Source organism: Vibrio japonicus, assembly GCF_024582835.1.
Lineage (GTDB): Bacteria > Pseudomonadota > Gammaproteobacteria > Enterobacterales > Vibrionaceae > Vibrio > Vibrio japonicus.
The window spans coordinates 1,632,396-1,653,797 of record NZ_CP102096.1 but is presented as its reverse complement, the minus strand read 5'-3'; the positions used below and the strand labels follow the sequence as shown (position 1 = coordinate 1,653,797).

The following is a 21,402-nucleotide window of genomic DNA, read 5'->3' as shown; positions in this document are numbered from 1 at the left end:
TGACGAAATTCAAGTTAATGCGGAAGTAAAAAATGAGTGAAGAAAACCAGATCTTTGAAGAAGCGCAACTTATTGAGGTGGTGGAAAACCAGCTTGAAGATGGATCGCCTATCAAGGTGAAAGAAACGTTGATGCGTCTGATGATGACAGGGACAAGCCGAGAAGATGCCGTTGCTATGATGGCGTGCGCGGTAGCCATTGAGATCTTTGATGTAATGAAAAACGAAGGTGAATTTAACCTGAAGCGTTACTCTGAAAACTTAGACAGATTGCCTGATTTAAGCTTTATGGAAGGGGAATAAATCCCTCTTATTTCTTAGTATGCCATCAGCCTGTCATTTTCTTGCTGATGGCAAACGTTTGCTATAATTCCGGATATTGCCGCACTGAAAAGTGCGATGTAGAATCCGGCATCCTTTCATCCCTTACTCAGAATCCTTGTTATGAAATTTCCTGGCCAACGTAAATCGAAACACTACTTTCCAGTGCATGCGCGTGATCCGCTCGTCAGCCAATCACAAGAAAGCAAAAAAATGTCTCGCACTCATATTATTGGTATTGACCAAACATTGGTGGATATTGAAGCGAAAGTTGGTTCGGAGTTAATCGAGAAATATAAGCTGAGTAAGGGGCACTCACTCGTTATCGACGATGAGACGGCCGAAGCGCTTTACACTGAATTAAAGCAAAATAACCTAATTACCAATGAATATGCTGGTGGAACGATTGGCAATACGTTACACAATTATTCGGTACTTGCTGATGACCGTTCAACGCTCTTAGGTGTAATGAGCCAAGATATTAAGATCGGTAGTTACGGATACCGTTATTTGTGCAACACCTCAAGTCGTATGGATTTGAATTATCTGCAGGGTGTCAAAGGTGCCATTGGCCGTTGTTTTGCACTGATTACTGAAGATGGTGAGCGTACTTTCGCAATTAGTGAAGGACAAATGAACCAACTTCAACCAGAAAGTATTCCAGAGAAGATATTTGAAAGCGCGTCAGCATTAGTTTTAACCGCTTATTTAGTGCGTTGTAAAGAAGGCGATCCAATGCCGGAAGCGACAATGAGAGCGATTGAATATGCAAAGAAATACGATGTGCCAGTGGTATTAACACTGGGTACTAAGTTTGTGATTAAGGATGATCCAGAATATTGGCAAGCTTTTTTACGTGATCATGTTTCTGTGGTTGCGATGAATGAAGATGAAGCTGAAGCATTAACAGGGGAAACGGATCCACTGGCTGCTTCTGATAAAGCGTTAGAGTGGGTTGATCTTGTATTATGTACAGCGGGCCCAGTTGGTCTATTTATGGCCGGATATACAGAAGACACCGCAAAACGAGTCACTTCTTTACCACTGCTACCAGGTAGTATTGCTGAATTTAACCGTTATGAATTTAGCCGCCCGGCATCTAAAAACGGCTGTGAGAATCCAATCAAAGTGTATTCTCATATCTCTCCATATATGGGTGGCCCGGAAAAAATTAAGAATACTAATGGTGCGGGAGATGCCGCATTATCGGCGCTGTTGCATGATATGGCAGCGAATAAATACCATAAAGAAAACGTGCCTAACTCAAGCAAACATGCTCATGCATTCTTAACTTACTCTTCATTCTCGCAAGTATGTAAATATTCGAATCGAGCGAGCTATGAAGTATTAGTCCAGCACTCTCCACGTTTGTCTCGTGGCTTACCAGAACGCGAAGATAGTTTGGAAGAAGCGTACTGGGAACGTTAAGAATAAAAGGTATGAAAAAGCCCGCGTATGCGGGCTTTTTGTTCTAATGCTTTTGTCTTAATATTAAAGCGCCGATTTAAGTGCTTTAATATTAATTTGCATTTATTTTAGATTAGGAAATCATCTAGAGATTTACCCGCATCTAGTTGCTCTTGGATTGAAGATGGAGTACGGCCTTGACCTGTCCAAGTCTTTTCGTCGCCATTTGCATCTACATATTTGTATTTTGCTGGGCGAGGAGCACGCTTAGCTTTAGATTTTGACTTAGTTTTAGTATCACCAGCAAGAGCGCTAATTAGTGCATCAACGTCAATGCCGTCTTTTGTTATTTGATCTGCAATCGCAGCAAGTTTAGCTTCTTGTTCTGCACGAGCCGCACGCTCTTCTTCTTCCGCTTCTTGGCGTTCCACAACAACAGTCGTTAATTTTTCTAGAGCTTCTTCTAATTGCTCCAGAGTTAGCTCGCGAGAAAATGCGCGCAAGCTACGAATGTTTAATAGTGTTTTTGTTAGTTCTGACATGTTTTGTACTCACTAAATAAGGATAAGCTAATTCATTAGATAATAATCCCGAAATTTATATATTACAATCTCTTCTCTGTAAATTTAGATAAATTCTTCTTTATATAATTTGTCATGCTTCAAATGGCTTATTTAATCATTAAACCGAACAACATATAAATATATGCAATCCCCCTAATTTCTGTATTGCTATTAAGCGGTGTGTTTCATAATTAGGATTGTTCATCTTTGATAAATATTACATTTCTTGATATTCAATCTCGGGCATACTGTTGAATATCGTTAATGATATATATGTTTTAGCCCAAACGAATTTTAAGTGTATGAAATTGGCCGTATCGGCAATAAGTGATTGGATGACTATGCAAAGGGTGTGGAAACTTACGCTAGCAAAATGCTCAGTGTTTTTAACATTAAATTAGAATGAAATATTGAAATGGCCAATTGGATAAGTACAATGAGCGTCACCTAATGCGATATGTTGGTTAAATCATTGTTAAAATCACTTTAACTTGGTTTAAAATTCATCAATCGCGGTAGAGGCGCGGGATAAATGAGTAATACTTGTTGGGGTGATACCAATGAGCAAGTATGGAAGGTTATCTCGCCGAAGTGAGTGTCCATATCAAAAGCGCTCGCTGGGGTTATTCTCGAATAGGGGTAACACTGCCATAGTCTATAATTTGTAAAACTATGGAGCGCTACTGTAGGGCTGGGTGACGTGTTCGCTTCCCCATCGCTAAGTTCAATACTATTGCTAGAAATTCAATTTACGGCAATAAGTCTGCAGTAGATCTCTAACCATTTATAACTGGTTTTTGAAGATCATGAATTTAATTGATTTTGCATCATCTCCTTTGTCACTTTTGCCTCCACTCGTGGCACTAAGTCTGGCGATCATTACTCGTCGCGTTCTTATTTCTTTGGGCGTCGGTATTATTTTAGGCTCTATCCTGCTGAATGATTACTCAGTTGGGAATACGCTAAGTTATATTGGTTCAACCGTTTCAAGTGTGTTTGTTGAAGACGGTGGCATCAATACTTGGAATATGAGCATTGTTGGCTTCTTATTACTACTCGGCATGATGACAGCTTTACTGACATTGTCTGGTGGTACGCGCGCTTTCGCAGAATGGGCGCAGTCTCGTGTAAAAAGTAAACGTGGTTCTAAACTTTTAGCCGCTTTTTTAGGCGTATTCATTTTTGTCGACGATTACTTTAATAGCTTGGCCGTTGGTGCGATATCTCGCCCTGTGACTGACCGTTTTTACGTGTCTCGTGCAAAGTTGGCGTACGTTTTGGACTCGACTGCGGCTCCTATGTGTGTGCTTATGCCAGCTTCTAGTTGGGGCGCGTACATTATCACTATCATCGGCGGTATTTTGGTGTCTCATGGCATTACGGAATACTCAGCACTCGGTGCTTATGTTCGTTTAATTCCTATGAACTATTATGCGGTCTTTGCTCTGCTAATGGTATTTGCGGTCGCGTGGTTTGGCCTAGATATCGGCAAAATGCGTGAACATGAAATCGCGGCATCCCAAGGACGTGGTTTCGATAAAGATCAAGAAAACGATGCACCAGAAGCGCATGAGTTAAACGAAGAGCTTGATATTCGTGAAAGCGATAAAGGCAAAGTATTGGACTTGGTGTTACCCATCGTTACTCTGATTATTGCTACGGTCGCGTCGATGCTTTACACGGGTGCACAAGCGCTAGTAGCAGACGGTAAAGAGTTCGCATTACTTGGTGCTTTCGAAAATACGGATGTGGGTGCGTCACTCATTTACGGTGGTTTAGTTGGCTTGTTTGTCGCGTTGGTAACAGTGCTTAAACAAGGGCTTCCATTTGTTGAGATTGCGCGCACTCTTTGGATTGGTGCTAAGTCTATGTTTGGTGCGATCCTTATCTTAGTCTTTGCCTGGTCTATTGGCTCTGTTATAGGCGAAATGAAGACAGGTGCATACCTTTCTACTATGGCGCAAGGCAATATCGCTCCACATTGGTTGCCAGTTATCTTGTTCCTGTTGTCTGGTTTGATGGCATTTTCTACAGGTACTTCATGGGGTACATTCGGCATCATGCTACCTATTGCGGGTGATATGGCGGCAGCGACTGATATCGCTCTAATGTTGCCTATGCTAAGTGCTGTTCTTGCTGGCTCTGTTTTTGGCGACCATTGTTCTCCAATTTCAGATACAACGATTTTGTCTTCGACAGGTGCGCGCTGTAACCACATCGACCATGTAGCAACTCAGTTGCCTTATGCACTTTCGGTTGCGTTGGTGTCTTGTATTGGCTTTGTTTCGCTTGGTATGACGGCTTCAATTGCATTGTCGTTTAGCGCGGCAACAGTGGCATTTATCGTGGTGTGTGTTGTTCTATCTTGGATGTCAAAGTCCAAAATAGCATCGTGCCAGAACGCTTAATATAAAACTGAATACCTTTTAACTTATTCAAAAGCTCCGCCAATTGGTGGAGCTTTTTTATATCTGGCTTAAAGTGGTATGAAACGAAGTTTGAGGGAGCTGCTGCGGAGGGACCTATTACGGAAGGGCCTGTTGCGTAGAAAGCATCTTAACATCGGCACGAGTTGAGGTAGATACGAATTGTCTATTAATAATCAATGAGTTAGAAAAAATGTCAGAAAAAATAAAAATAGATGTTGAAAAAAAGACGAACCTTAGTTAGTGTGGATGTTAACAGTTAGATACATCTAGAGTTTAAATAGTTATGCGCAATTTTGTAATGAACATTCATCATCACCATCACCCAATCTAGTCTTTCGGGAGATGTGCGCATACCCGGGAGGCAGGAAACTCCCGGAGGTTAAAATCGACAAATTCAGATTTAAAACCCTCGGGAGACCAACATCTTCCGAGGGTTTTTCAGTTTTAATGGTTTTAAATTTATAAATATCAAATAGTTACGCAGGGATAACGCAATGCAAACACAACGCCTAAGAATCGCAATTCAAAAGAAAGGTCGCCTCAGCAAAGAGAGCCAAGCGCTACTGAAAAAGTGTGGGGTTAAGTTCAATGTAATGGGTGAAAGGCTGGTTGTTCACTCAGAAAATATGCCAATTGATCTGCTTCTCGTTCGCGATGACGACATTCCAGGCTTGATTATGGATGGTGTTGTGGATTTGGGCTTTATTGGTGAAAACGAGCTAGAAGAAGTTCGCCTTGACCGCGAAGCACTTGGTGAGCCATCTGAATTTACTACACTTCGTCGCATGGACTTCGGTGGTTGCCGACTGTCTATCGCGATCGACAAAGATGAAGAGTACAACGGTCCACAAGACTTGGCGAATAAACGAATTGCCACGACCTACCCACACCTTCTAAAAGCGTACATGGATGAGCAAGGCGTACCGTTTTCAACGTGTATGTTAACTGGCTCAGTTGAAGTTGCCCCACGTGCTGGATTGGCAGATGCAATTGCTGACCTTGTCTCGACAGGCGCAACTTTAGAAGCAAATGGCCTAAAAGAAGCGGAAGTTATTTTCCAATCCAAAGCGACGCTGATTCAACGTGTTGGCCAATTTGACGCTGACAAACAAGCACTGATTGAAAAACTGCTTACGCGTATGCAAGGCGTACAGCAGGCTAAAGAATCCAAATACATCATGCTACACGCTCCAGTGGAGAAATTGGAGCAAGTGAAAGACTTACTTCCTGGCGCGGAAGATCCAACTGTTCTACCTCTCTCAGCAGATAAACAGAAAGTTGCTGTTCACCTAGTGAGTACCGAAAACTTATTCTGGGAAACAATGGAAGGATTAAAAGAGCTGGGCGCGAGTTCGATTCTGGTTCTACCGATTGAGAAGATGATGGAGTAAAACGAGATGAGAACAGTAGTTTGGCAATCATTGAGTGAATCTCAGCAAGATTCGATTTTGGAGCGTCCAGCAATTGCAGAAGGCGCGAATATCACGGCGACGGTCACAGAGGTTATTGCAAAAGTTCGTAACGACGGTGATGCAGCGTTGTTGGAACTGACAGAGAAGTTTGACCGAGTTAGACCAGACTCAATTCGTGTTTCTAGCCAAGAGATCGATGCGGCTTCGAAGCGCCTTTCACCGGAAATGAAACAAGCATTGGAACAGGCTTATAGTAATATTTCAAAGTTCCACAAAGCGCAAAAGCCACAACCGATCAAAGTAGAAACCCAACCGGGTGTCGTGTGCGAGCAAGTCGTTCGTCCAATTCAAAAAGTCGGTTTGTATATCCCGGGTGGCAGTGCGCCACTTCCATCAACGGTATTGATGCTTGGCGTACCTGCGAAAATTGCTGGCTGTCGTAAAGTGGTGCTGTGTTCTCCGCCACCAATTGCCGATGAGATTCTTTATGTGGCTAAGCTGTGTGATATCGACGAAGTTTACAACGTCGGTGGTGGTCAAGCGATAGCGGCAATGGCGTATGGCACAGAAAGCGTTAGCAAAGTGGATAAGATCTTTGGTCCAGGAAACGCCTATGTGACAGAAGCGAAGCGCCAGGTTAGCAACGATTTTCGTGGCGCAGCGATTGATATGCCTGCAGGACCATCTGAAGTGCTAGTCATTGCTGATGAAACAGCCGATCCAGACTTTATTGCCGCTGACTTGTTAAGCCAAGCGGAACACGGTCCTGATTCACAAGTGGTACTAGTAACGCCATCGCCAGTGATTGCTGATCAGGTGACCGATGCAGTTCAGCGTCAATTGAAAGAGCTATCGCGTGCGGAAATCGCCGAGAAAGCCTTAGCATCAAGCTTGATCATTATTTCCGAGTCGATGACTCAGTCAGTATCCATTTCTAATTATTATGGTCCTGAGCACTTAATTGTTCAGACGAAAAACCCTCGTGAGCTGCTTCCACTGCTCGATAATGCGGGTTCTATTTTCTTAGGTGATTGGTCGCCAGAATCAGCAGGTGATTACGCGTCAGGCACGAACCACGTATTGCCGACTTACGGATACACACGCACTTACTCAAGTTTGGGCTTAGCGGATTTCTCTAAACGTATGACCGTGCAGCAATTGTCTGAGCAAGGCTTGCAAAACCTAGCTCCAACTGTGGTTACGATGGCGGAAGCAGAAGGCTTAGATGCACACAAACGCGCAGTGACGATTCGTGTAGAAAAATTGGCAGCAAAAGCGTAAGGGCGATTGAGATGGAAAAGCTAGCAAGAAAACAAGTACAAAAACTTACGCCTTACCTGTCGGCACGCCGTATTGGCGGTACTGGCGACGTGTGGCTCAACGCCAACGAATCTCCGTTTAATAACGAATACAAAACAGACTTTGCTCGCCTTAACCGTTACAGCGAATGTCAGCCTAAAGAGCTGATCGAAGCGTACGCGAGTTACGCTGGGGTGAAGCCTGAACAAACACTGACGTCTCGCGGCGCAGACGAAGGTATCGAACTATTAATTCGCGCGTTTTGTGAGCCGGGTGAAGACGCGATTCTCTACTGCCCGCCAACTTATGGCATGTACGCAATCAGCGCTGAAACGATTGGCGTTGAACGTAAGACAGTACCTTTAACCTCAGATTGGCAGCTCGACCTAAAAGGTATTGAAGAGAACCTTGATAACGTCAAACTAGTGTTTGTGTGTAGCCCAAATAACCCAACCGGTAACCTCGTTAAGCGCGAAGATATTGTCTCTTTGCTTGAGATGACCAAAGACCGCGCGATTGTGGTGATGGATGAAGCCTACATCGACTTTTGTCCGGAAGCGTCGACGGTCGATTTACTGGCGCAATATCCAAACTTAGCCATTCTTCGCACGCTATCAAAAGCGTTTGCGCTGGCAGGGTTACGTTGCGGCTTTACTCTGGCAAATGAAGAGCTGATCAACGTCCTGCTTAAGGTGATTGCACCCTATCCAGTGCCTATTCCCGTCGCGGAGATTGCAACTCAAGCGCTGTCTGAAGCAGGCTTGGCGCGAGCGAAGTTCCAAGTGTTGGATTTGAACGCAAACCGCGCTTACTTGCAGGTGGGTTTATCTATGATCCCTGGATTGGAAGTATTTGACGGTTGGGGCAACTATTTGCTGGTGAAATTTCCTGATGGCGATGCACTGTTTAAAGCCGCTTGGGATACAGGAATCATTCTGCGTAACTCGCCAATTGATGATTGCGTGCGTATCAGCATCGGTAGCCGAGACGAGTGTGAAAAAACGCTTGGGTTTATTCGCAACTACTATGCGTAAATTAAAGTAATAGAAAGTTTATGAGCTCTGGCAAAAGCGGGAGCTCAGCAAAAATAGAAATAAGGAAGTTCGAGTGAGTACACAACAAAAAATCCTGTTTATCGACCGTGACGGCACTTTGATCGTCGAGCCACCGACTGATTTTCAAGTCGACCGCTTAGATAAGCTGCAACTAGAACCATTTGTTATCCCAAGCCTGTTGGCGTTACAGGATGCGGGTTACCGATTGGTGATGGTCACTAACCAAGACGGTCTTGGTACTGACAGCTACCCACAAGCAGACTTCGACGCACCCCACGACATGATGATGGAGATCTTTGAATCTCAAGGCGTGAAGTTTGATGACGTTTTGATTTGTCCACACTTCGAAGAAGACAACTGCTCTTGCCGTAAGCCTAAGCTAGGCATGGTCAAAGACTACCTTCAAGGCGGCAAGGTTGATTTCAAACACTCGGTTGTGATTGGCGACCGCGCGACGGATCTTCAGTTAGCGGAAAACATGGCGATCCGCGGTATTCAATACAACCCTGAAACCATGGGTTGGAAACAGATCCTGAAAGATCTGACGGTGAAAGCGCGTATTGCTGAAGTGGTGCGTACGACCAAAGAAACCGATATCAAAGTGAAGGTGAATTTGGACGAGCAAGGCGGCAACCAAATCTCAACTGGTTTGGGCTTTTTCGACCACATGCTGGATCAAATCGCGACACACGGCGGCTTCCAAATGGTTTGTCAGGTAGAAGGCGACTTGCACATTGATGATCACCACACCGTTGAAGACACGGCTCTGGCACTAGGTCAGGCTTTGAAAGAAGCGCTGGGCGATAAACGTGGTATCGGTCGCTTTGGTTTTAGCTTGCCAATGGATGAATGTTTAGCGCAGTGTGCGCTTGATCTATCAGGCCGTCCATACCTTAAGTTTGATGCAGAGTTCAGCCGCGATCAGGTTGGCGATCTTTCAACTGAAATGGTTGTGCATTTCTTCCGTTCGTTGACTGACACTCTAGCTTGTACGTTGCACTTATCTTCTTCAGGCGACAACGATCACCACATCATTGAAAGTTTATTCAAGTCGTTCGGTCGCACGCTTCGTCAGGCGATCAAGGTCGAAGGTAACGAGCTGCCAAGTAGCAAAGGCGTGCTGTAAGGAAGGGTAAACCATGACAGAACAAAAAGTCGTTATTATCGATACTGGTTGTGCCAACGTTTCTTCGGTCAAGTTTGCCATTGAGCGCTTGGGATACGACGTGACTATCTCTAAAGATCCAGCGGTAGTGCTCGGCGCAGACAAACTGTTTCTACCTGGGGTGGGGACAGCAAGTGAAGCGATGAAGAACCTAGAAGAGCGCGACCTTATCGAGTTGGTCAAAAAAGTTGAAAAGCCTCTATTGGGTATCTGTTTAGGAATGCAATTACTGGGTAAGCTGTCACAAGAGAAAGGTCAAAAGGCTGATGAGATAGTGGAATGCCTTGGCTTGTGCGACGGCGAAGTTCGTTTACTGCAAACGGGCGATCTTCCTTTACCTCACATGGGCTGGAATACCGTCAGTGCAAAACCAGGACATCCGCTATTTAAAGACATCGAAGAAGGCGAATACTTCTATTTTGTGCATAGCTTCGCGATGCCTGTTGGTGATTACACGATTGCACAATGTGATTATGGCAACCCGTTTAGTGCGGCAATTCAAACAGGCAACTACTACGGCGTGCAGTTCCACCCAGAACGCTCTTCGAAAGCGGGCTCGAAACTGATTCAAAACTTCTTGGAATTATAAGGATATAACGACGTGATTATTCCAGCATTAGATTTAATTGAAGGTCAGGTAGTGCGCCTATACCAAGGTGATTACGGCCAAGTAACAGAATACAAAGTCGACCCGGCAGAGCAGTTCAACCTATATCACCAAGCTGGCGCAAACTGGTTACACTTGGTGGATTTGACTGGTGCAAAAGACACGTCAGCGCGTCAGCTCGACCTTATCGCCAAATTGTTAGCGAGTACGCCAGCGAATATCCAAATCGGTGGCGGTGTGCGCAGCGAACAAGATGTTGTCGATTTGCTTGAAGCGGGCGCACAGCGTGTTGTTGTCGGTTCGACAGCGGTTAAACAACCTGAACTGGTTAAAGGTTGGATGGAAAAGTACGGCGCAGAGAAGATCGTTCTCGCTCTCGATATCAATATCGATGAAGACGGGACTCGCAAAGTTGCCATTTCCGGTTGGCAAGAAGATTCAGGCGTAACGATTGAAGCGCTGATTGACGACTACCTAACAGTCGGCCTTAAACACGTGCTGTGTACCGACATTTCACGTGACGGCACGCTAGAAGGCTCAAACGTAGAGCTTTACGTCGACCTATGTAAACAGTACCCACAAGTTCAGTTCCAATCTTCAGGCGGCATCGGCTCGTTAGCAGATATCGAAGCGCTAAAAGGCAGTGGTGTGGCAGGTGTGATTGTTGGCCGTGCGTTATTGGATGGCAAATTTACCGCAGAGGAGGCATTTGCATGTTGGCAAAGCGAATAATCCCTTGTCTCGATGTGCGTGACGGGCAAGTTGTAAAAGGCGTTCAGTTCCGTAACCACGAAATCATCGGTGATATCGTTCCTCTGGCGCAGCGTTACGCGCAAGAAGGCGCCGATGAGTTGGTGTTTTATGATATCACCGCATCCAGTGATGGCCGTGTGGTTGATAAAAGCTGGGTTTCACGTGTGGCAGAAGTGATTGATATTCCTTTCTGTGTTGCTGGCGGTATCAAATCAGCAGAAGACGCGGCGCGCATCTTAGAGTTTGGTGCAGATAAAGTCTCAATCAACTCACCAGCACTGGCGAACCCAGAGTTAATTACAGACCTCGCAGACCGCTTCGGCGTTCAGTGTATTGTCGTCGGTATCGATTCGTACTATGACAAAGAGACGGGTAAGTATCAGGTTTACCAGTTTACGGGAGATGAAGCTCGCACCAAAGCAACCCAATGGGAAACACGTGATTGGGTGCAAGAAGTTCAAAAACGCGGCGCTGGTGAAATTGTTCTAAATATGATGAACCAAGACGGCGTGCGTAACGGCTACGACATCGAACAACTGAATATGGTGCGTGAGGTGTGTAACGTACCGTTGATTGCATCAGGTGGTGCGGGTGCGATGGAGCACTTCGCAGAAGCCTACCAGAAAGCGAATGTAGATGGCGCGTTGGCGGCGTCTGTATTTCACAAGCAAGTCATCAATATTGGTGAGTTAAAACAGTATTTAAAACAACAAGGTATAGAGGTGCGTCTATGAGTTTTGCCACCGCAGAAGTGAATACCCTCGCGCAGCGTATCGATTGGGACAAAGTGGATGGATTGGTTCCGGCGATTGTGCAAGATTTTCAGTCGAGCCAAGTGTTGATGATGGGCTACATGAACAAAGAAGCGTTGGCGAAAACTGGTGAAACGGGCCAAGTGACGTTTTTCTCGCGCACCAAAGAACGTTTGTGGACCAAGGGTGAAACCTCGGGCAACGTATTGCAACTGAAGAACATCGCTTTAGATTGTGATAACGATACGCTGCTTGTGAAAGTCGACCCGATTGGCCCAACTTGCCACACTGGCACCACCACTTGCTGGGACGGCGATCCGCAAGAAGAGTCGCAGATGGTGTGGCTTCATCAACTTGAGCAGCTATTGGCTGCCCGCAAGAGTGCCGACCCAGATTCGTCTTACACCGCTAGCCTTTATGCTCGTGGCACCAAGCGTATTTCGCAAAAGGTGGGCGAAGAAGGCGTTGAAGTCGCGCTTGCGGCGACGTCGGGCGATAAGGCGGAGTTAGTGTGTGAATCTGCCGATTTGATTTATCACTTGCTGGTTCTGCTACAAGACCAGGGTTTATCGATGAACGACGTGATTAACAAACTCAAAGAGCGTCATAAGTAACTCGCCTCGAATTGTGATAGAATAATCCGAAATTTAAAGCCGTAAGCACCCCTTACGGCTTTGTTGTTTTAAAGGGAGACTCAAATGGCTGGTCATAGTAAATGGGCTAATATTCGTCATCGCAAAGCGGCTCAAGATGCAAAGCGTGGCAAAATTTTCACTAAGTTGATCCGTGAGATCGTGGTTGCGGCGAAAGAGGGCGGCGGTGAGCCGGAAAACAACCCGCGTTTACGTGCTGCGATAGATAAAGCCCTTTCCAACAACATGACGCGAGATACCGTTAACCGAGCTGTAGCACGTGGTGCTGGTGGCGAAGGTGATGAAGGGATGGAAACGGTCATCTATGAAGGTTACGGACCAGGCGGAACTGCCGTGATGGTTGAGTGTTTGACCGACAACCGCAACCGAACCGTATCAGGCGTTCGCCACGCGTTTTCAAAAGCGGGTGGTAACTTAGGCACCGATGGTAGCGTGAATTATCTGTTTGATAAGAAAGGGGTCATCTCCTACGCGCCGGGCTTAGATGAAGACGATGTTATGGAAGTGGCGCTAGAAAGCGGTGCGGATGACATTGAAACCGCAGACGATGGCTCAATTGACGTGTTTACTGCGCCGAGCGATTTTGGCGTGGTTAAAGATGCGCTGGATGCTGCTGGGTTTAAAGCCGATAACGCGGAAGTTTCTCTGGTGCCATCAACGAAAGCGGAGTTAGACGCAGATACCGCACCAAAGCTATTGCGTCTTATCGATGCTTTAGAAGATCTCGACGATGTACAAGAGGTGTATCACAACGGTGATATATCCGATGAAGTTGCCGAAAGTTTATAAAAACAACGCCCTCAGCTGAGGGCGTTTTACTAGCAAATGTATTTGGCAGTGAGCTAGATTTCAAACAAAAAATAGTAACCATAACCAACGAAGAGTGCCGGAATAGCCGAATAAAAGGTGGCGACAAGAGCCGCTTTTGGGGCTAATGCAATGGCTGGGAACAGCGCATCACCATCGTTTGATATTGCGTTCGCTAATTGAGCAGATAACGGCGCTGCCCCTGCAATGTAAAGACTGGTTACCAAAATTTGCGGACCACAACCCGGCAATAAGCCGATTGCCAGTCCCATAAGCGGCATCCAGATTCCCAAGCCAGACAACATGAACGCGAGATCGATCTCTCCGAAGTAGGTAGTAAGCTCAAACGCCATGAATGCTATTATCACCCACGCGGTGACAAAATTCGTATCTTGTGCCGCTTTTTGAAGTGGGTGAGATGTGACCGATTTTTTATCCTCAGCGACAGTAGATTCATAGTCTTTAATCTCTTTTGTCAGTGACCACAGCAGCATGCTTGCAATAATGAGTATTGCTCCTAACCATTCGATAGTCATCTTTGGTAACGAAAGCAGTGCATTCACATCGACTTGAAATGACCCTAAGAATGCGACTAGGGTAGCTGGGACGATCAGCCACTTCCAGAATGCACCTTGAAGGTTAATGGCTTTTTTCTCGATGTTTGAGGCTGGCGCTTTGGCTGCACAACTGAACGTATTAACGAAAGCCTGAGTTCTAGGGCGAAGAAAGTCATCGTTATGTATTGCGTTTACCGCCCATCCAGACAAACAACCGACAATGACTCCTAACGCAACAACCGCTAATCCAGTATCAGGCTGGCTTGCCAAAAGTAAGAAAGCAGCATCGCCCATTGTGGAGGTGAGCACGGCGACAATTGCACCAAAGCCAACCCGTCCGCTAACAAATTGCGTCGTCACAATGATTGCACCGCCACAGCCAGGTAGCGCACCTAGGATGGAAGCAAATATGACCTGATAGCCACGTGAGCTTTGGTATAGGTTAACAATCTTACTCTCCCTATTCATCAACAGAGAAACGTAGTGGTAGATAGCTAATGTGAAAGCGACATAAGCTGAAACAGCCCAAAAGGCATCAGCCAGCGTATTGACTGTCACGTCACGGGTTGTTTCATTTGCAATAAGTGCAGCCAATGAGATTGGCAAGAGAAGCCTCTTATATGCAGGGCTAAATTGAGACAACGAAAGCCACTGCGGAGAATACTGAGAGAGTCTTATATCGTTCATTTAAATCTCAAATACAAATGCGAATTATTATCAATATATGTTAATGAGAATTATTTGCAATAAAAACTTGAAAGAATGGCTTTTCTTCTTTCTAACCCATGACAAATCTCAAAATTCAGGTAAAGTATCGAGCTTTGTGAGTAAATGCCCAAGCTGGGCCTGTTATAGTCGAATAGGAAAAAAGATGATTCTAGTTGTAGGTCACAAGAACCCTGATAGTGATAGTATCTGTAGCGCTCTAGTTGCAACTGAGCTACTAAAAGCGCGTGGCGAGCAAGCAATGCCGATTCGCCAAGGTGAAATCAACCGCGAAACTCAACATATCCTTGAAGTTGCTGGCGCAGAAGTTCCTGAACTTCGTACATCTGTCGCGGGTGAGAAAATTTGGCTTGTTGACTACTCAGATCTAGCACAGGCACCAGATGACGTGGCTGAAGCTCAAATCCTAGGTATCGTTGACCACCACCGTCTGGGCGACGTGATGACTGTAAACCCAATGGAAGCATGGATCTGGCCTGTAGGTTGTACAAACACAGTGCTATTCAACATGTTCAAGATTGAAGGTCACGAGATCACTCCTCAAATCGCTAAACTAATGATGTCGGCTATCTTGTCTGACACAGTGGGTTTTGCGTCTCCAACTTGTACGCAAAAAGACAAAGATGCAGTAGAAGAGCTAGCGAAAATCGCTGGTGTTGTTGATGTAGATACATTCATCAAAGATCTACTTATCGCTAAAACCAACATCGAAGGTCTTTCTGCCGCTGAACTTGTAGAAAAAGACCTGAAAGGTTACCCATTCAACGGTCGTGACGTAGTAGTAGGTCAGGTTGAACTGGCAACTTTAGAGCAAGTTGACGGCATGATTGACGGCCTAGAAGCGGATCTTGAGCGTCGTTGTAGTGATGAAGGTCTAGCGTTCGCTGCAGTAATGCTAACAGACATCACGACAGCACAAACTCGTCTACTATACAAAGGTGAGTGGGCAGAGAAGCTTGTTAAGCATGAGCAAGATGGCATGCTAATGATGGAAAACACCCTAAGCCGTAAGAAGCAAGGCTGGCCGTGGCTGCAAGCTGAACTAGTTTAAACGTAATAACGTTAACGTTATTCTAAACGCCCATGGTTTTGCCGTGGGCGTTTTGTTTAAGGAGACATTCATGTCTGATGCACTGACTAAAGAGCAAATAGAAACAGTGAATAAGATGCGCGATGAAGAGCGTTTTAATTACTGTGTTAAAGAGATAGCTAAACAGCGAAAAGTTTGGATTCTGACTGACGAACACGGCTGCGTTATGCTTAACACCGAAGATGAAGATTGCGTGCCAGTGTGGCCAAACGAAGAGTTTGCAAACGAGTGGGCAACGGGTGAGTGGGAACACTGCAAAGCAGAATCCATTTCTACTGCCAAATGGTTCAGTCGTTGGACATACGGTCTTCAAGAAGACGAACTATCGGTCGTGGTCTTTCCTAACGGCAACGAAGAAGGGGTGGTATTGTACCCAGACGAGTTCGAATTCGAGCTTAAAAAACGCGCCAACAAATAGCGCCTAACTCATCATCTTTAATACTCTCGTTTAACTTGAACGAGAGTATTCATTATCTTTAGCGAGGTTTGCTAAAGTGACTTTCTACTAAACGCTGAGTGATGATGTGTTTAGGATTGGCGAGCACTTGCTGCGTATCGCCACTTTCAACGACTTCCCCTTCATGCATCACCATCAGCTTATCTGTGATGTGCTTAATGATCCCTAAGTGCTGAGATACATAGACAAAAGAAACACCCATTTCCTCTTGCAGTTCCAAGAACAGGTTAATGATCTGCGATCGCATCGCCATATCCAGACCATTCAACGCCTCATCAGCAATGATGATGGAGGGTTGAAGAATCAACGCCCGTGCTAAACAGACACGTTGTTTTTGGCCTGTAGCCAGCATTTGTGGGTAGAAGTATGCGTGTTCAGGAAGTAAGCCAACACGGAGCAATGTTTCTTTGACCCGTTTAAGACGGGCTTCGGAAGACATGCTGGTGTTCCGCTTTAAAGGACCTTCCAAAATATTCCCTATCTGGATGCGTGGATTTAACGACGTATTCGGATCTTGGAAAATCATTCGGATAAGTTTGCACCGTGTCGAATAATCTTTATGAACCAAAAGTTCGCCGTTAACACGGATTTCACCATGGGATGGTTCTACTACGCCCGCTAACATGCGCGCTAACGTCGACTTACCAGAGCCATTTTGACCGATAAAACCGATTGTTTGCCCAACTTCAAGCGTAAAGCTGACCGGTTTGACTGCTAGATGAGATTGTTTGCGGAACAACCCCTGACGAGTGACAAACTCTTTTGATAGGTCATTGACCTCTAACAGTGCACTCATGGTTTTTTCTTCTCCAGGTTAAGTGGGAAGTGGCAGGCAAACTTATGGTTCTTAATTCTTCTTGTCATAGGCATTTCGACGCATTGGCGCTGAGCATAAGGGCAGCGTGGCCCCAGTCTGCAACCAATTGGTAAGTGCTGAAGTGGGGGAATCGATCCTGGTAGCGATTGAAGTTTTTCTTTGTGTGGAATCCAATCATTAAAATCTGGCATTGCCTTTAGCAGAGCCACGGTATAGGGGTGTTTAGGCTTTTCTAAAATCTTTGACGTATCAGCCGATTCGACTGACTGACCGCAGTACATCACAGTGATGCGGTTTGCCCACTGAGTGATGGTGGTTAAGTCGTGACCAATCAATATGATAGACGTATTATTCAGCTGATTCATACGGCTAAGTAAGCGTAGGATCTGCGACTGAGTAATAGGGTCAAGATCGTTGGTTGGCTCATCAGCGATAAGCAATTTAGGGTTTGCCGCAATTGCCATTGCAATCATGACTTTTTGACACTCACCATCGGTTAGCTCATAAGGATAGCTATTCATAATCTGGTGGTGATTTTTGATCCCCACTTTGTGCAGTAACCCTATGGCCTGCTTTCTACGCCATTTAAATCGTTCCCACCATTTACCCTCAAAAGAGCGAGATGGAATGGCTTCGATAAGCTGATTCCCTACAACCTCTGACGGGTCTAAGCAGGTAGAAGGCTCTTGGAAGATCATGGCAATATCGCGTGCTATCACACGACGTCGCTCTTTGGGTGTCAACTGCAATAAATCGATGTTACCGAGTCGCATACGATCGGCGGTCACTTTCCAGTTGTCTTTACATACACCTACAATCGCCTTTGCGACTAAGCTTTTTCCCGAGCCAGATTCACCCACAAGACCACGGATCTCTCCTTCATTGAGAGTCAGGCTCATACGATCCACCGCTTTCATCATGCCTTGCGGTGTTTCTATCTCTATCGTCAGATGTCGAATATCTAATAACGGCATTATTCGATCCCCGCATTAAGAGCTCTGCGAACCCCTTCGCCAACTAAGTTAATAACGATTACAGTAAACATGATGGCAAGACCAGGCAGGGTAACTGTCCATGGCGCAAGGTAAATCAATTCCACGGAATCGCCTAATATCGCTCCCCATTCCGTGCTCGGCGCCTGTGCACCTAAACCCAGAAATCCCAGAGCGGTTATATCAAGTATGGCAATAGAAAGCGCCGCTGTAACCTCTGCTGCGATTACAACCAAAATATTAGGTAAAATCGAGTTCCACAGTAGGTAGAAATCGTTCGCCCCGTCCAATCTTGCTGCCATTATGTAATCTTTTTCCACTTCGTTATGTACTGCGAGATAAACCGAACGTATAAAGCGTGGGATCAGAGCAAGACAGATCGCGAGTAAAACATTGAACTCCCCGAAGCCGAGAACTGCGACGAAAATGATCGCCAGTAGCAGTGATGGGATAGACATGACAGTATCTAGCAAGTGGTTCAGTGTGCTAGAGATAAGTCCACGAGTCATCCCCGCTAACACGCCAATAATGCAACCTATAAAGCTTGCTATAGCGGTTATGATGACAGCAGCGCCGAATGTGAGCTGAGAGCCAGAAAGTAAGCGGGAAAGAATATCTCGGCCAAGATCGTCTGTTCCAAGAAAGTACTCTACCGTCCCTTCTGGGTTCCAAGAAGGAGGAAGCAACAGGATGCCAGTCTGCTCCTGAGGATCATGGGGTACGATCCAAGGTGAAAGTAGAGTCAGCACAATAATTAATGCTAGGCACCACAAGCCAAACATCGCAAGATTATTTGATTTGAAACTGCGCCAAAAACGCTCGAACTGAGTAGGAATGTGTTCTTCCTGATAAACGCTATCGGTTAGCATACCATTCCTTCCTTACTAGTGGGTTAATCATCGCACCAATTAAATCAGAGAGGATATTGGCAGTGAGTACTAACGTCGCAACAACGATAACGCCAGCTTGAATCGCGACAAAATCTTGCTCGGAGAGGGCATCTAAAAGCCAGCGACCAATGCCAGGCCAGTTGAAAATGGACTCAGTAATGATGGCTAACGTGAGCATGCTTGAAAGTTGGACACCTATTTTGGGAATGATAGGTGGAATCGCGTTTCTAAGGACGTGCTGGGTAACAATTTCTCGGGTGTTAAGACCTTTGATCCTCGCAGCGCGAATGTAGTTTTGCCCCATTACTTCTGCGACCGAAGTACGCATTGAACTGATGACCTGAGTCGTAGGTGCAAGTGCCAAAACCAAGCAAGGTAAGATGAGGTGTTCGAGCACACTTTGAAGAGCATGGGCGCGGTAAGGGCCTTTAGCGAAAAACGCGTCTATCAGTGCAAAGCCGGTGACGTGCTCTATCTCATACAACATGTCGTAGCGACCAGCGACAGGAAAGAATTCGAAATGGAGTGAAAACACCATGATCATCAAAAGAGCGACCCAAAATATTGGTGCAGAATAGCCAGCCATAGAGGTGAACGAAATGATGGTGTCTGTCCATTTACCTTGTTTCATTCCCGCGATAGTGCCTAAAGGAATACCGATAATCAGCGACAGCAAAAACGCGATAAAACACAGCTCTAGTGTCGCAGGGAATACGATAGCCAACTCTTCAATCACTGGGACATGGTGTTTATTGACGCCCAAATTAAGCTGCATTAACTCGCCTAAGTAAGTCATCCAGCCAGACCAAAAATCTTGCAGTGCCCATGGCGAATTAGGTTCAAGTCGAAGAATGCTAAACCCAACAACGGTCAGGATAAGCATGGTAATGATAAATAGATTGAGGCGTCGAACAGTATAGAGAAACATTAATTGATCCTCTCTACTTTATCAAAAGGTTGAGCGTTAAATGGGCTCACTTTGAATCCAATTAAAGAGTGGTGATGAGCTTGTATTTGCATACCGTGGTTTAATGGAATAATAGGAAACTGCTCGTTTAAAATATTCTGGGCTTGGCGATAAAGGTTTAGGCGGTAACGTTTTTTATCCACTTCTAAAGCGAGATCCAGCAGAAAGTCAAAATCAGGATGACACCAACTTGAGACATTTAAGCCAGCGCGTTTTGAGTCACAAGATAGTAGGGGCCTTAGAAAGCTGTCCGGGTCGCCCGTGCTCGCTATCCATCCAGTAAGATAAAGGTCGACGCGAGCATCATCTTCGGTGCGATCATATCTATCATCGGTGAGTAATTTTAATGTGATACCCACATCGGCCAAGTTTGCTTGAATCAGCTCTGCGGTTTTTCTAGGGCTTGGATTATATGGGCGTGGTTCAAGTGATACAGACATAGTCAACTCTAACCCCTGACTGTATCCAGCCTCTTTTAATAAGGCGAGCGCGTAGTTGCGGTCATAACGAATTTGGGTGCTATCTTTTTGATACGCCCAGGATGATGGTGGTAGTACAGAGTAGGCTTGCGTGCCTGTTCCGTAGTACACCGAATCCAGAATATTCTGGCGATTAATCGCGTAATTCAGTGCTTTACGAACACGCAAGTCGTTGAGCGCCGGATGAGAGGTATTCACCGCTACAAACGAGATATTCATAGCTGGTATGGATGTCAGTGATACGTCACTTCGGCTTTCAATGACAGGTAATTGGCTTGATAAAGGAGCATGCAATACGTCACACTCTTTTCTGAGCAGCTTAGCCAAAGTACCCGTTCCGCGATTCGATATATCAAAAACGACTTGCTCCATATTGGCAGCACCTTTCCAGTAGTTTGGATGTCTTTTGAGTCTTATCACGTCATTAAAGTGATACTCTTCCATGTAGAACGGCCCGGTTCCCACAGGATGAGAGTCCAGCTTGGATTTGTCATCGGCTAGTTCTAATTGGCTTGCGTATTCTTTTGAATGAATAACGGCGTGGCTCGTCGCGATGCTGGATAAAAACGAGTTATCTGGTCTACTCAGGATAAACTTCACTTGGTTATTAGACAGTGCGACAACATCAATCACTAAACCCTGAAAACCATTCGCATTAAACCAAGGATAAATGCCTCCACCGACGTAGTGAAAAGGGTGTAATGACTCTAAAATTCGCCTGAAGCTAAACACAACGTCATCGGCGTTAAGTGTACGAGTGGGCGTAAACCAAGGCGTAGTTTGAAACGCGACGTCTTCACGCAGGGTAAAGATATATTCGGTGCCGGAATCGTTAACTTCCCAGCTCGCGGCTAAGTTTGCTATGGGTTCGTAGCTCTCAGGATCGATGGTTAACAGAGCATCAAAGATCTGAGGGCTTAGCGTTTCATGTGTGATGCCGCTATCTGTGAGTTGAGGGTTGAAGGTTTCAGGGCCCCCTTGACCGCAATACACAAATCCACTTTGACGGACTTTATTGTGATCAATGTCTTCGCCACAACCTGTCAGCAGGCCGATGCCAAATAAACTTAAAGTAAGTTGAATGAACGCTTTCATAGCTAGAATGACTGTCGATGATAAGCATAATGAGATCAGTCATTATGCCTTACTATCTTATTAATTTACCATCATTTGTTGCGGTTAACCAAAGTTAGCCTTAACTTTTG

General features: G+C 45.5%; 21 protein-coding genes, 1 riboswitch and 1 other annotated feature. Of the genes, 14 read left to right on the top strand and 7 right to left on the bottom strand.

The window, feature by feature from the left end:
* The first annotated feature begins 32 nt into the window (after positions 1–32).
* Both NP165_RS07850 and NP165_RS07845 read left to right on the top strand, forming a co-directional pair.
* Positions 33–302 carry a hypothetical protein gene (locus tag NP165_RS07850; protein WP_257083421.1) on the top strand — a complete coding sequence of 90 codons (270 nt, stop codon included), beginning with the start codon at positions 33–35 and terminating at the stop codon, positions 300–302.
* A 141-nt stretch (positions 303–443) separates the two neighbouring features.
* The gene (locus NP165_RS07845) at positions 444–1,748 is read left to right on the top strand and encodes an inosine/guanosine kinase (protein WP_257083420.1); all 1,305 of its coding nucleotides are present in this window, start codon (positions 444–446) and stop codon (positions 1,746–1,748) included.
* 107 nt (positions 1,749–1,855) lie between these two features.
* On the opposite strand, the gene NP165_RS07840 is transcribed toward NP165_RS07845, so the two are convergent.
* A complete protein-coding gene (locus NP165_RS07840) occupies positions 1,856–2,269 on the bottom strand; it encodes an H-NS histone family protein (RefSeq protein ID WP_257083419.1) in 414 nt (137 codons plus the stop codon).
* 529 nt (positions 2,270–2,798) lie between these two features.
* Positions 2,799–2,981: riboswitch (Lysine riboswitch) on the top strand.
* A 115-nt stretch (positions 2,982–3,096) separates the two neighbouring features.
* Here NP165_RS07840 and tet(35) point away from each other — a divergent pair.
* From tet(35) to NP165_RS07790, 10 genes are all read left to right on the top strand, one after another.
* Positions 3,097–4,698: a tetracycline efflux Na+/H+ antiporter family transporter Tet(35) gene (gene tet(35) / locus NP165_RS07835; protein WP_257083418.1), complete on the top strand. Its 1,602-nt coding sequence runs from the start codon at positions 3,097–3,099 to the stop codon at positions 4,696–4,698.
* Between the two features lie 327 nt (positions 4,699–5,025).
* Positions 5,026–5,162, top strand: a sequence feature (His leader region).
* Between the two features lie 51 nt (positions 5,163–5,213).
* The gene (gene hisG / locus NP165_RS07830; RefSeq protein ID WP_257083417.1) at positions 5,214–6,110 is read left to right on the top strand and encodes an ATP phosphoribosyltransferase; all 897 of its coding nucleotides are present in this window, start codon (positions 5,214–5,216) and stop codon (positions 6,108–6,110) included.
* Positions 6,111–6,116: 6 nt separating this feature from the next.
* Entirely contained in the window at positions 6,117–7,412 is a 1,296-nt protein-coding gene (gene hisD / locus NP165_RS07825) for a histidinol dehydrogenase (protein WP_257083416.1), read from the top strand.
* A gap of 11 nt (positions 7,413–7,423) precedes the next feature.
* Complete coding sequence (gene hisC / locus NP165_RS07820; RefSeq protein WP_257083415.1) at positions 7,424–8,464, top strand: histidinol-phosphate transaminase; 1,041 nt, start codon at positions 7,424–7,426, stop codon at positions 8,462–8,464.
* Positions 8,465–8,537: 73 nt separating this feature from the next.
* Positions 8,538–9,611, top strand: coding sequence for a bifunctional histidinol-phosphatase/imidazoleglycerol-phosphate dehydratase HisB (gene hisB, locus NP165_RS07815; protein WP_257083414.1), 1,074 nt, complete (start codon positions 8,538–8,540; stop codon positions 9,609–9,611).
* 13 nt (positions 9,612–9,624) lie between these two features.
* Positions 9,625–10,239, top strand: coding sequence for an imidazole glycerol phosphate synthase subunit HisH (gene hisH, locus NP165_RS07810; RefSeq protein ID WP_257083413.1), 615 nt, complete (start codon positions 9,625–9,627; stop codon positions 10,237–10,239).
* A 12-nt stretch (positions 10,240–10,251) separates the two neighbouring features.
* Positions 10,252–10,989, top strand: a complete 738-nt coding sequence (gene hisA / locus NP165_RS07805; RefSeq protein WP_257083412.1) for a 1-(5-phosphoribosyl)-5-[(5-phosphoribosylamino)methylideneamino]imidazole-4-carboxamide isomerase — start codon at positions 10,252–10,254, stop codon at positions 10,987–10,989.
* Positions 10,971–11,744: an imidazole glycerol phosphate synthase subunit HisF gene (gene hisF / locus NP165_RS07800; RefSeq protein WP_257083411.1), complete on the top strand. Its 774-nt coding sequence runs from the start codon at positions 10,971–10,973 to the stop codon at positions 11,742–11,744. The genes hisA and hisF overlap by 19 nt, the downstream gene beginning before the upstream one ends.
* The gene (gene hisIE, locus NP165_RS07795; protein ID WP_257083410.1) at positions 11,741–12,376 is read left to right on the top strand and encodes a bifunctional phosphoribosyl-AMP cyclohydrolase/phosphoribosyl-ATP diphosphatase HisIE; all 636 of its coding nucleotides are present in this window, start codon (positions 11,741–11,743) and stop codon (positions 12,374–12,376) included. The genes hisF and hisIE overlap by 4 nt, the downstream gene beginning before the upstream one ends.
* A gap of 84 nt (positions 12,377–12,460) precedes the next feature.
* Entirely contained in the window at positions 12,461–13,204 is a 744-nt protein-coding gene (locus tag NP165_RS07790) for a YebC/PmpR family DNA-binding transcriptional regulator (RefSeq protein WP_257083409.1), read from the top strand.
* 53 nt (positions 13,205–13,257) lie between these two features.
* Here NP165_RS07790 and NP165_RS07785 read toward each other — a convergent pair whose 3' ends face one another.
* Positions 13,258–14,466: a putative manganese transporter gene (locus NP165_RS07785; protein WP_257083408.1), complete on the bottom strand. Its 1,209-nt coding sequence runs from the start codon at positions 14,464–14,466 to the stop codon at positions 13,258–13,260.
* Positions 14,467–14,650: 184 nt separating this feature from the next.
* Between NP165_RS07785 and NP165_RS07780 the strand changes: the two genes are divergently transcribed.
* Both NP165_RS07780 and NP165_RS07775 read left to right on the top strand, forming a co-directional pair.
* A complete protein-coding gene (locus NP165_RS07780) occupies positions 14,651–15,556 on the top strand; it encodes a manganese-dependent inorganic pyrophosphatase (RefSeq protein ID WP_257083407.1) in 906 nt (301 codons plus the stop codon).
* A 70-nt stretch (positions 15,557–15,626) separates the two neighbouring features.
* Positions 15,627–16,013, top strand: a complete 387-nt coding sequence (locus NP165_RS07775) for a DUF2750 domain-containing protein (RefSeq protein WP_257083406.1) — start codon at positions 15,627–15,629, stop codon at positions 16,011–16,013.
* A 58-nt stretch (positions 16,014–16,071) separates the two neighbouring features.
* On the opposite strand, the gene NP165_RS07770 is transcribed toward NP165_RS07775, so the two are convergent.
* From NP165_RS07770 to NP165_RS07750, 5 genes are read right to left on the bottom strand one after another with little or no spacing between them, the layout of a single operon-like run.
* The gene (locus tag NP165_RS07770; RefSeq protein WP_257083405.1) at positions 16,072–16,848 is read right to left on the bottom strand and encodes a peptide ABC transporter ATP-binding protein; all 777 of its coding nucleotides are present in this window, start codon (positions 16,846–16,848) and stop codon (positions 16,072–16,074) included.
* On the bottom strand, positions 16,845–17,843 hold the full coding sequence (locus NP165_RS07765; protein ID WP_257083404.1) for a peptide ABC transporter ATP-binding protein: 999 nt from the start codon (positions 17,841–17,843) through the stop codon (positions 16,845–16,847). Before NP165_RS07765 ends, NP165_RS07770 begins: the two co-directional genes overlap by 4 nt.
* A complete protein-coding gene (sapC, locus tag NP165_RS07760; RefSeq protein ID WP_257083403.1) occupies positions 17,843–18,730 on the bottom strand; it encodes a putrescine export ABC transporter permease SapC in 888 nt (295 codons plus the stop codon). The genes NP165_RS07765 and sapC overlap by 1 nt, the downstream gene beginning before the upstream one ends.
* On the bottom strand, positions 18,717–19,679 hold the full coding sequence (locus NP165_RS07755) for an ABC transporter permease (RefSeq protein ID WP_257083402.1): 963 nt from the start codon (positions 19,677–19,679) through the stop codon (positions 18,717–18,719). The genes sapC and NP165_RS07755 overlap by 14 nt, the downstream gene beginning before the upstream one ends.
* Positions 19,679–21,292: an ABC transporter substrate-binding protein gene (locus NP165_RS07750; RefSeq protein ID WP_257083401.1), complete on the bottom strand. Its 1,614-nt coding sequence runs from the start codon at positions 21,290–21,292 to the stop codon at positions 19,679–19,681. Before NP165_RS07750 ends, NP165_RS07755 begins: the two co-directional genes overlap by 1 nt.
* Positions 21,293–21,402: the final 110 nt, after the last annotated feature.

Excerpts from the sequence above, each read along its gene's own strand:
- NP165_RS07770 (WP_257083405.1), bottom strand. The coding sequence starts at position 16,848 with ATGAGTGCACTGTTAGAGGTCAATGACCTATCAAAAGAGTTTGTCACT.
- sapC (WP_257083403.1), bottom strand. The coding sequence starts at position 18,730 with ATGCTAACCGATAGCGTTTATCAGGAAGAACACATTCCTACTCAGTTC.
- hisC (WP_257083415.1), top strand. The coding sequence starts at position 7,424 with ATGGAAAAGCTAGCAAGAAAACAAGTACAAAAACTTACGCCTTACCTG.
- NP165_RS07775 (WP_257083406.1), top strand. The coding sequence starts at position 15,627 with ATGTCTGATGCACTGACTAAAGAGCAAATAGAAACAGTGAATAAGATG.
- NP165_RS07750 (WP_257083401.1), bottom strand. The coding sequence starts at position 21,292 with ATGAAAGCGTTCATTCAACTTACTTTAAGTTTATTTGGCATCGGCCTG.
- NP165_RS07850 (WP_257083421.1), top strand. The coding sequence starts at position 33 with ATGAGTGAAGAAAACCAGATCTTTGAAGAAGCGCAACTTATTGAGGTG.
- hisD (WP_257083416.1), top strand. The coding sequence starts at position 6,117 with ATGAGAACAGTAGTTTGGCAATCATTGAGTGAATCTCAGCAAGATTCG.
- hisG (WP_257083417.1), top strand. The coding sequence starts at position 5,214 with ATGCAAACACAACGCCTAAGAATCGCAATTCAAAAGAAAGGTCGCCTC.
- hisF (WP_257083411.1), top strand. The coding sequence starts at position 10,971 with ATGTTGGCAAAGCGAATAATCCCTTGTCTCGATGTGCGTGACGGGCAA.
- hisIE (WP_257083410.1), top strand. The coding sequence starts at position 11,741 with ATGAGTTTTGCCACCGCAGAAGTGAATACCCTCGCGCAGCGTATCGAT.
- NP165_RS07780 (WP_257083407.1), top strand. The coding sequence starts at position 14,651 with ATGATTCTAGTTGTAGGTCACAAGAACCCTGATAGTGATAGTATCTGT.
- NP165_RS07840 (WP_257083419.1), bottom strand. The coding sequence starts at position 2,269 with ATGTCAGAACTAACAAAAACACTATTAAACATTCGTAGCTTGCGCGCA.
- NP165_RS07785 (WP_257083408.1), bottom strand. The coding sequence starts at position 14,466 with ATGAACGATATAAGACTCTCTCAGTATTCTCCGCAGTGGCTTTCGTTG.
- NP165_RS07845 (WP_257083420.1), top strand. The coding sequence starts at position 444 with ATGAAATTTCCTGGCCAACGTAAATCGAAACACTACTTTCCAGTGCAT.
- NP165_RS07790 (WP_257083409.1), top strand. The coding sequence starts at position 12,461 with ATGGCTGGTCATAGTAAATGGGCTAATATTCGTCATCGCAAAGCGGCT.
- NP165_RS07755 (WP_257083402.1), bottom strand. The coding sequence starts at position 19,679 with ATGTTTCTCTATACTGTTCGACGCCTCAATCTATTTATCATTACCATG.
- NP165_RS07765 (WP_257083404.1), bottom strand. The coding sequence starts at position 17,843 with ATGCCGTTATTAGATATTCGACATCTGACGATAGAGATAGAAACACCG.
- hisH (WP_257083413.1), top strand. The coding sequence starts at position 9,625 with ATGACAGAACAAAAAGTCGTTATTATCGATACTGGTTGTGCCAACGTT.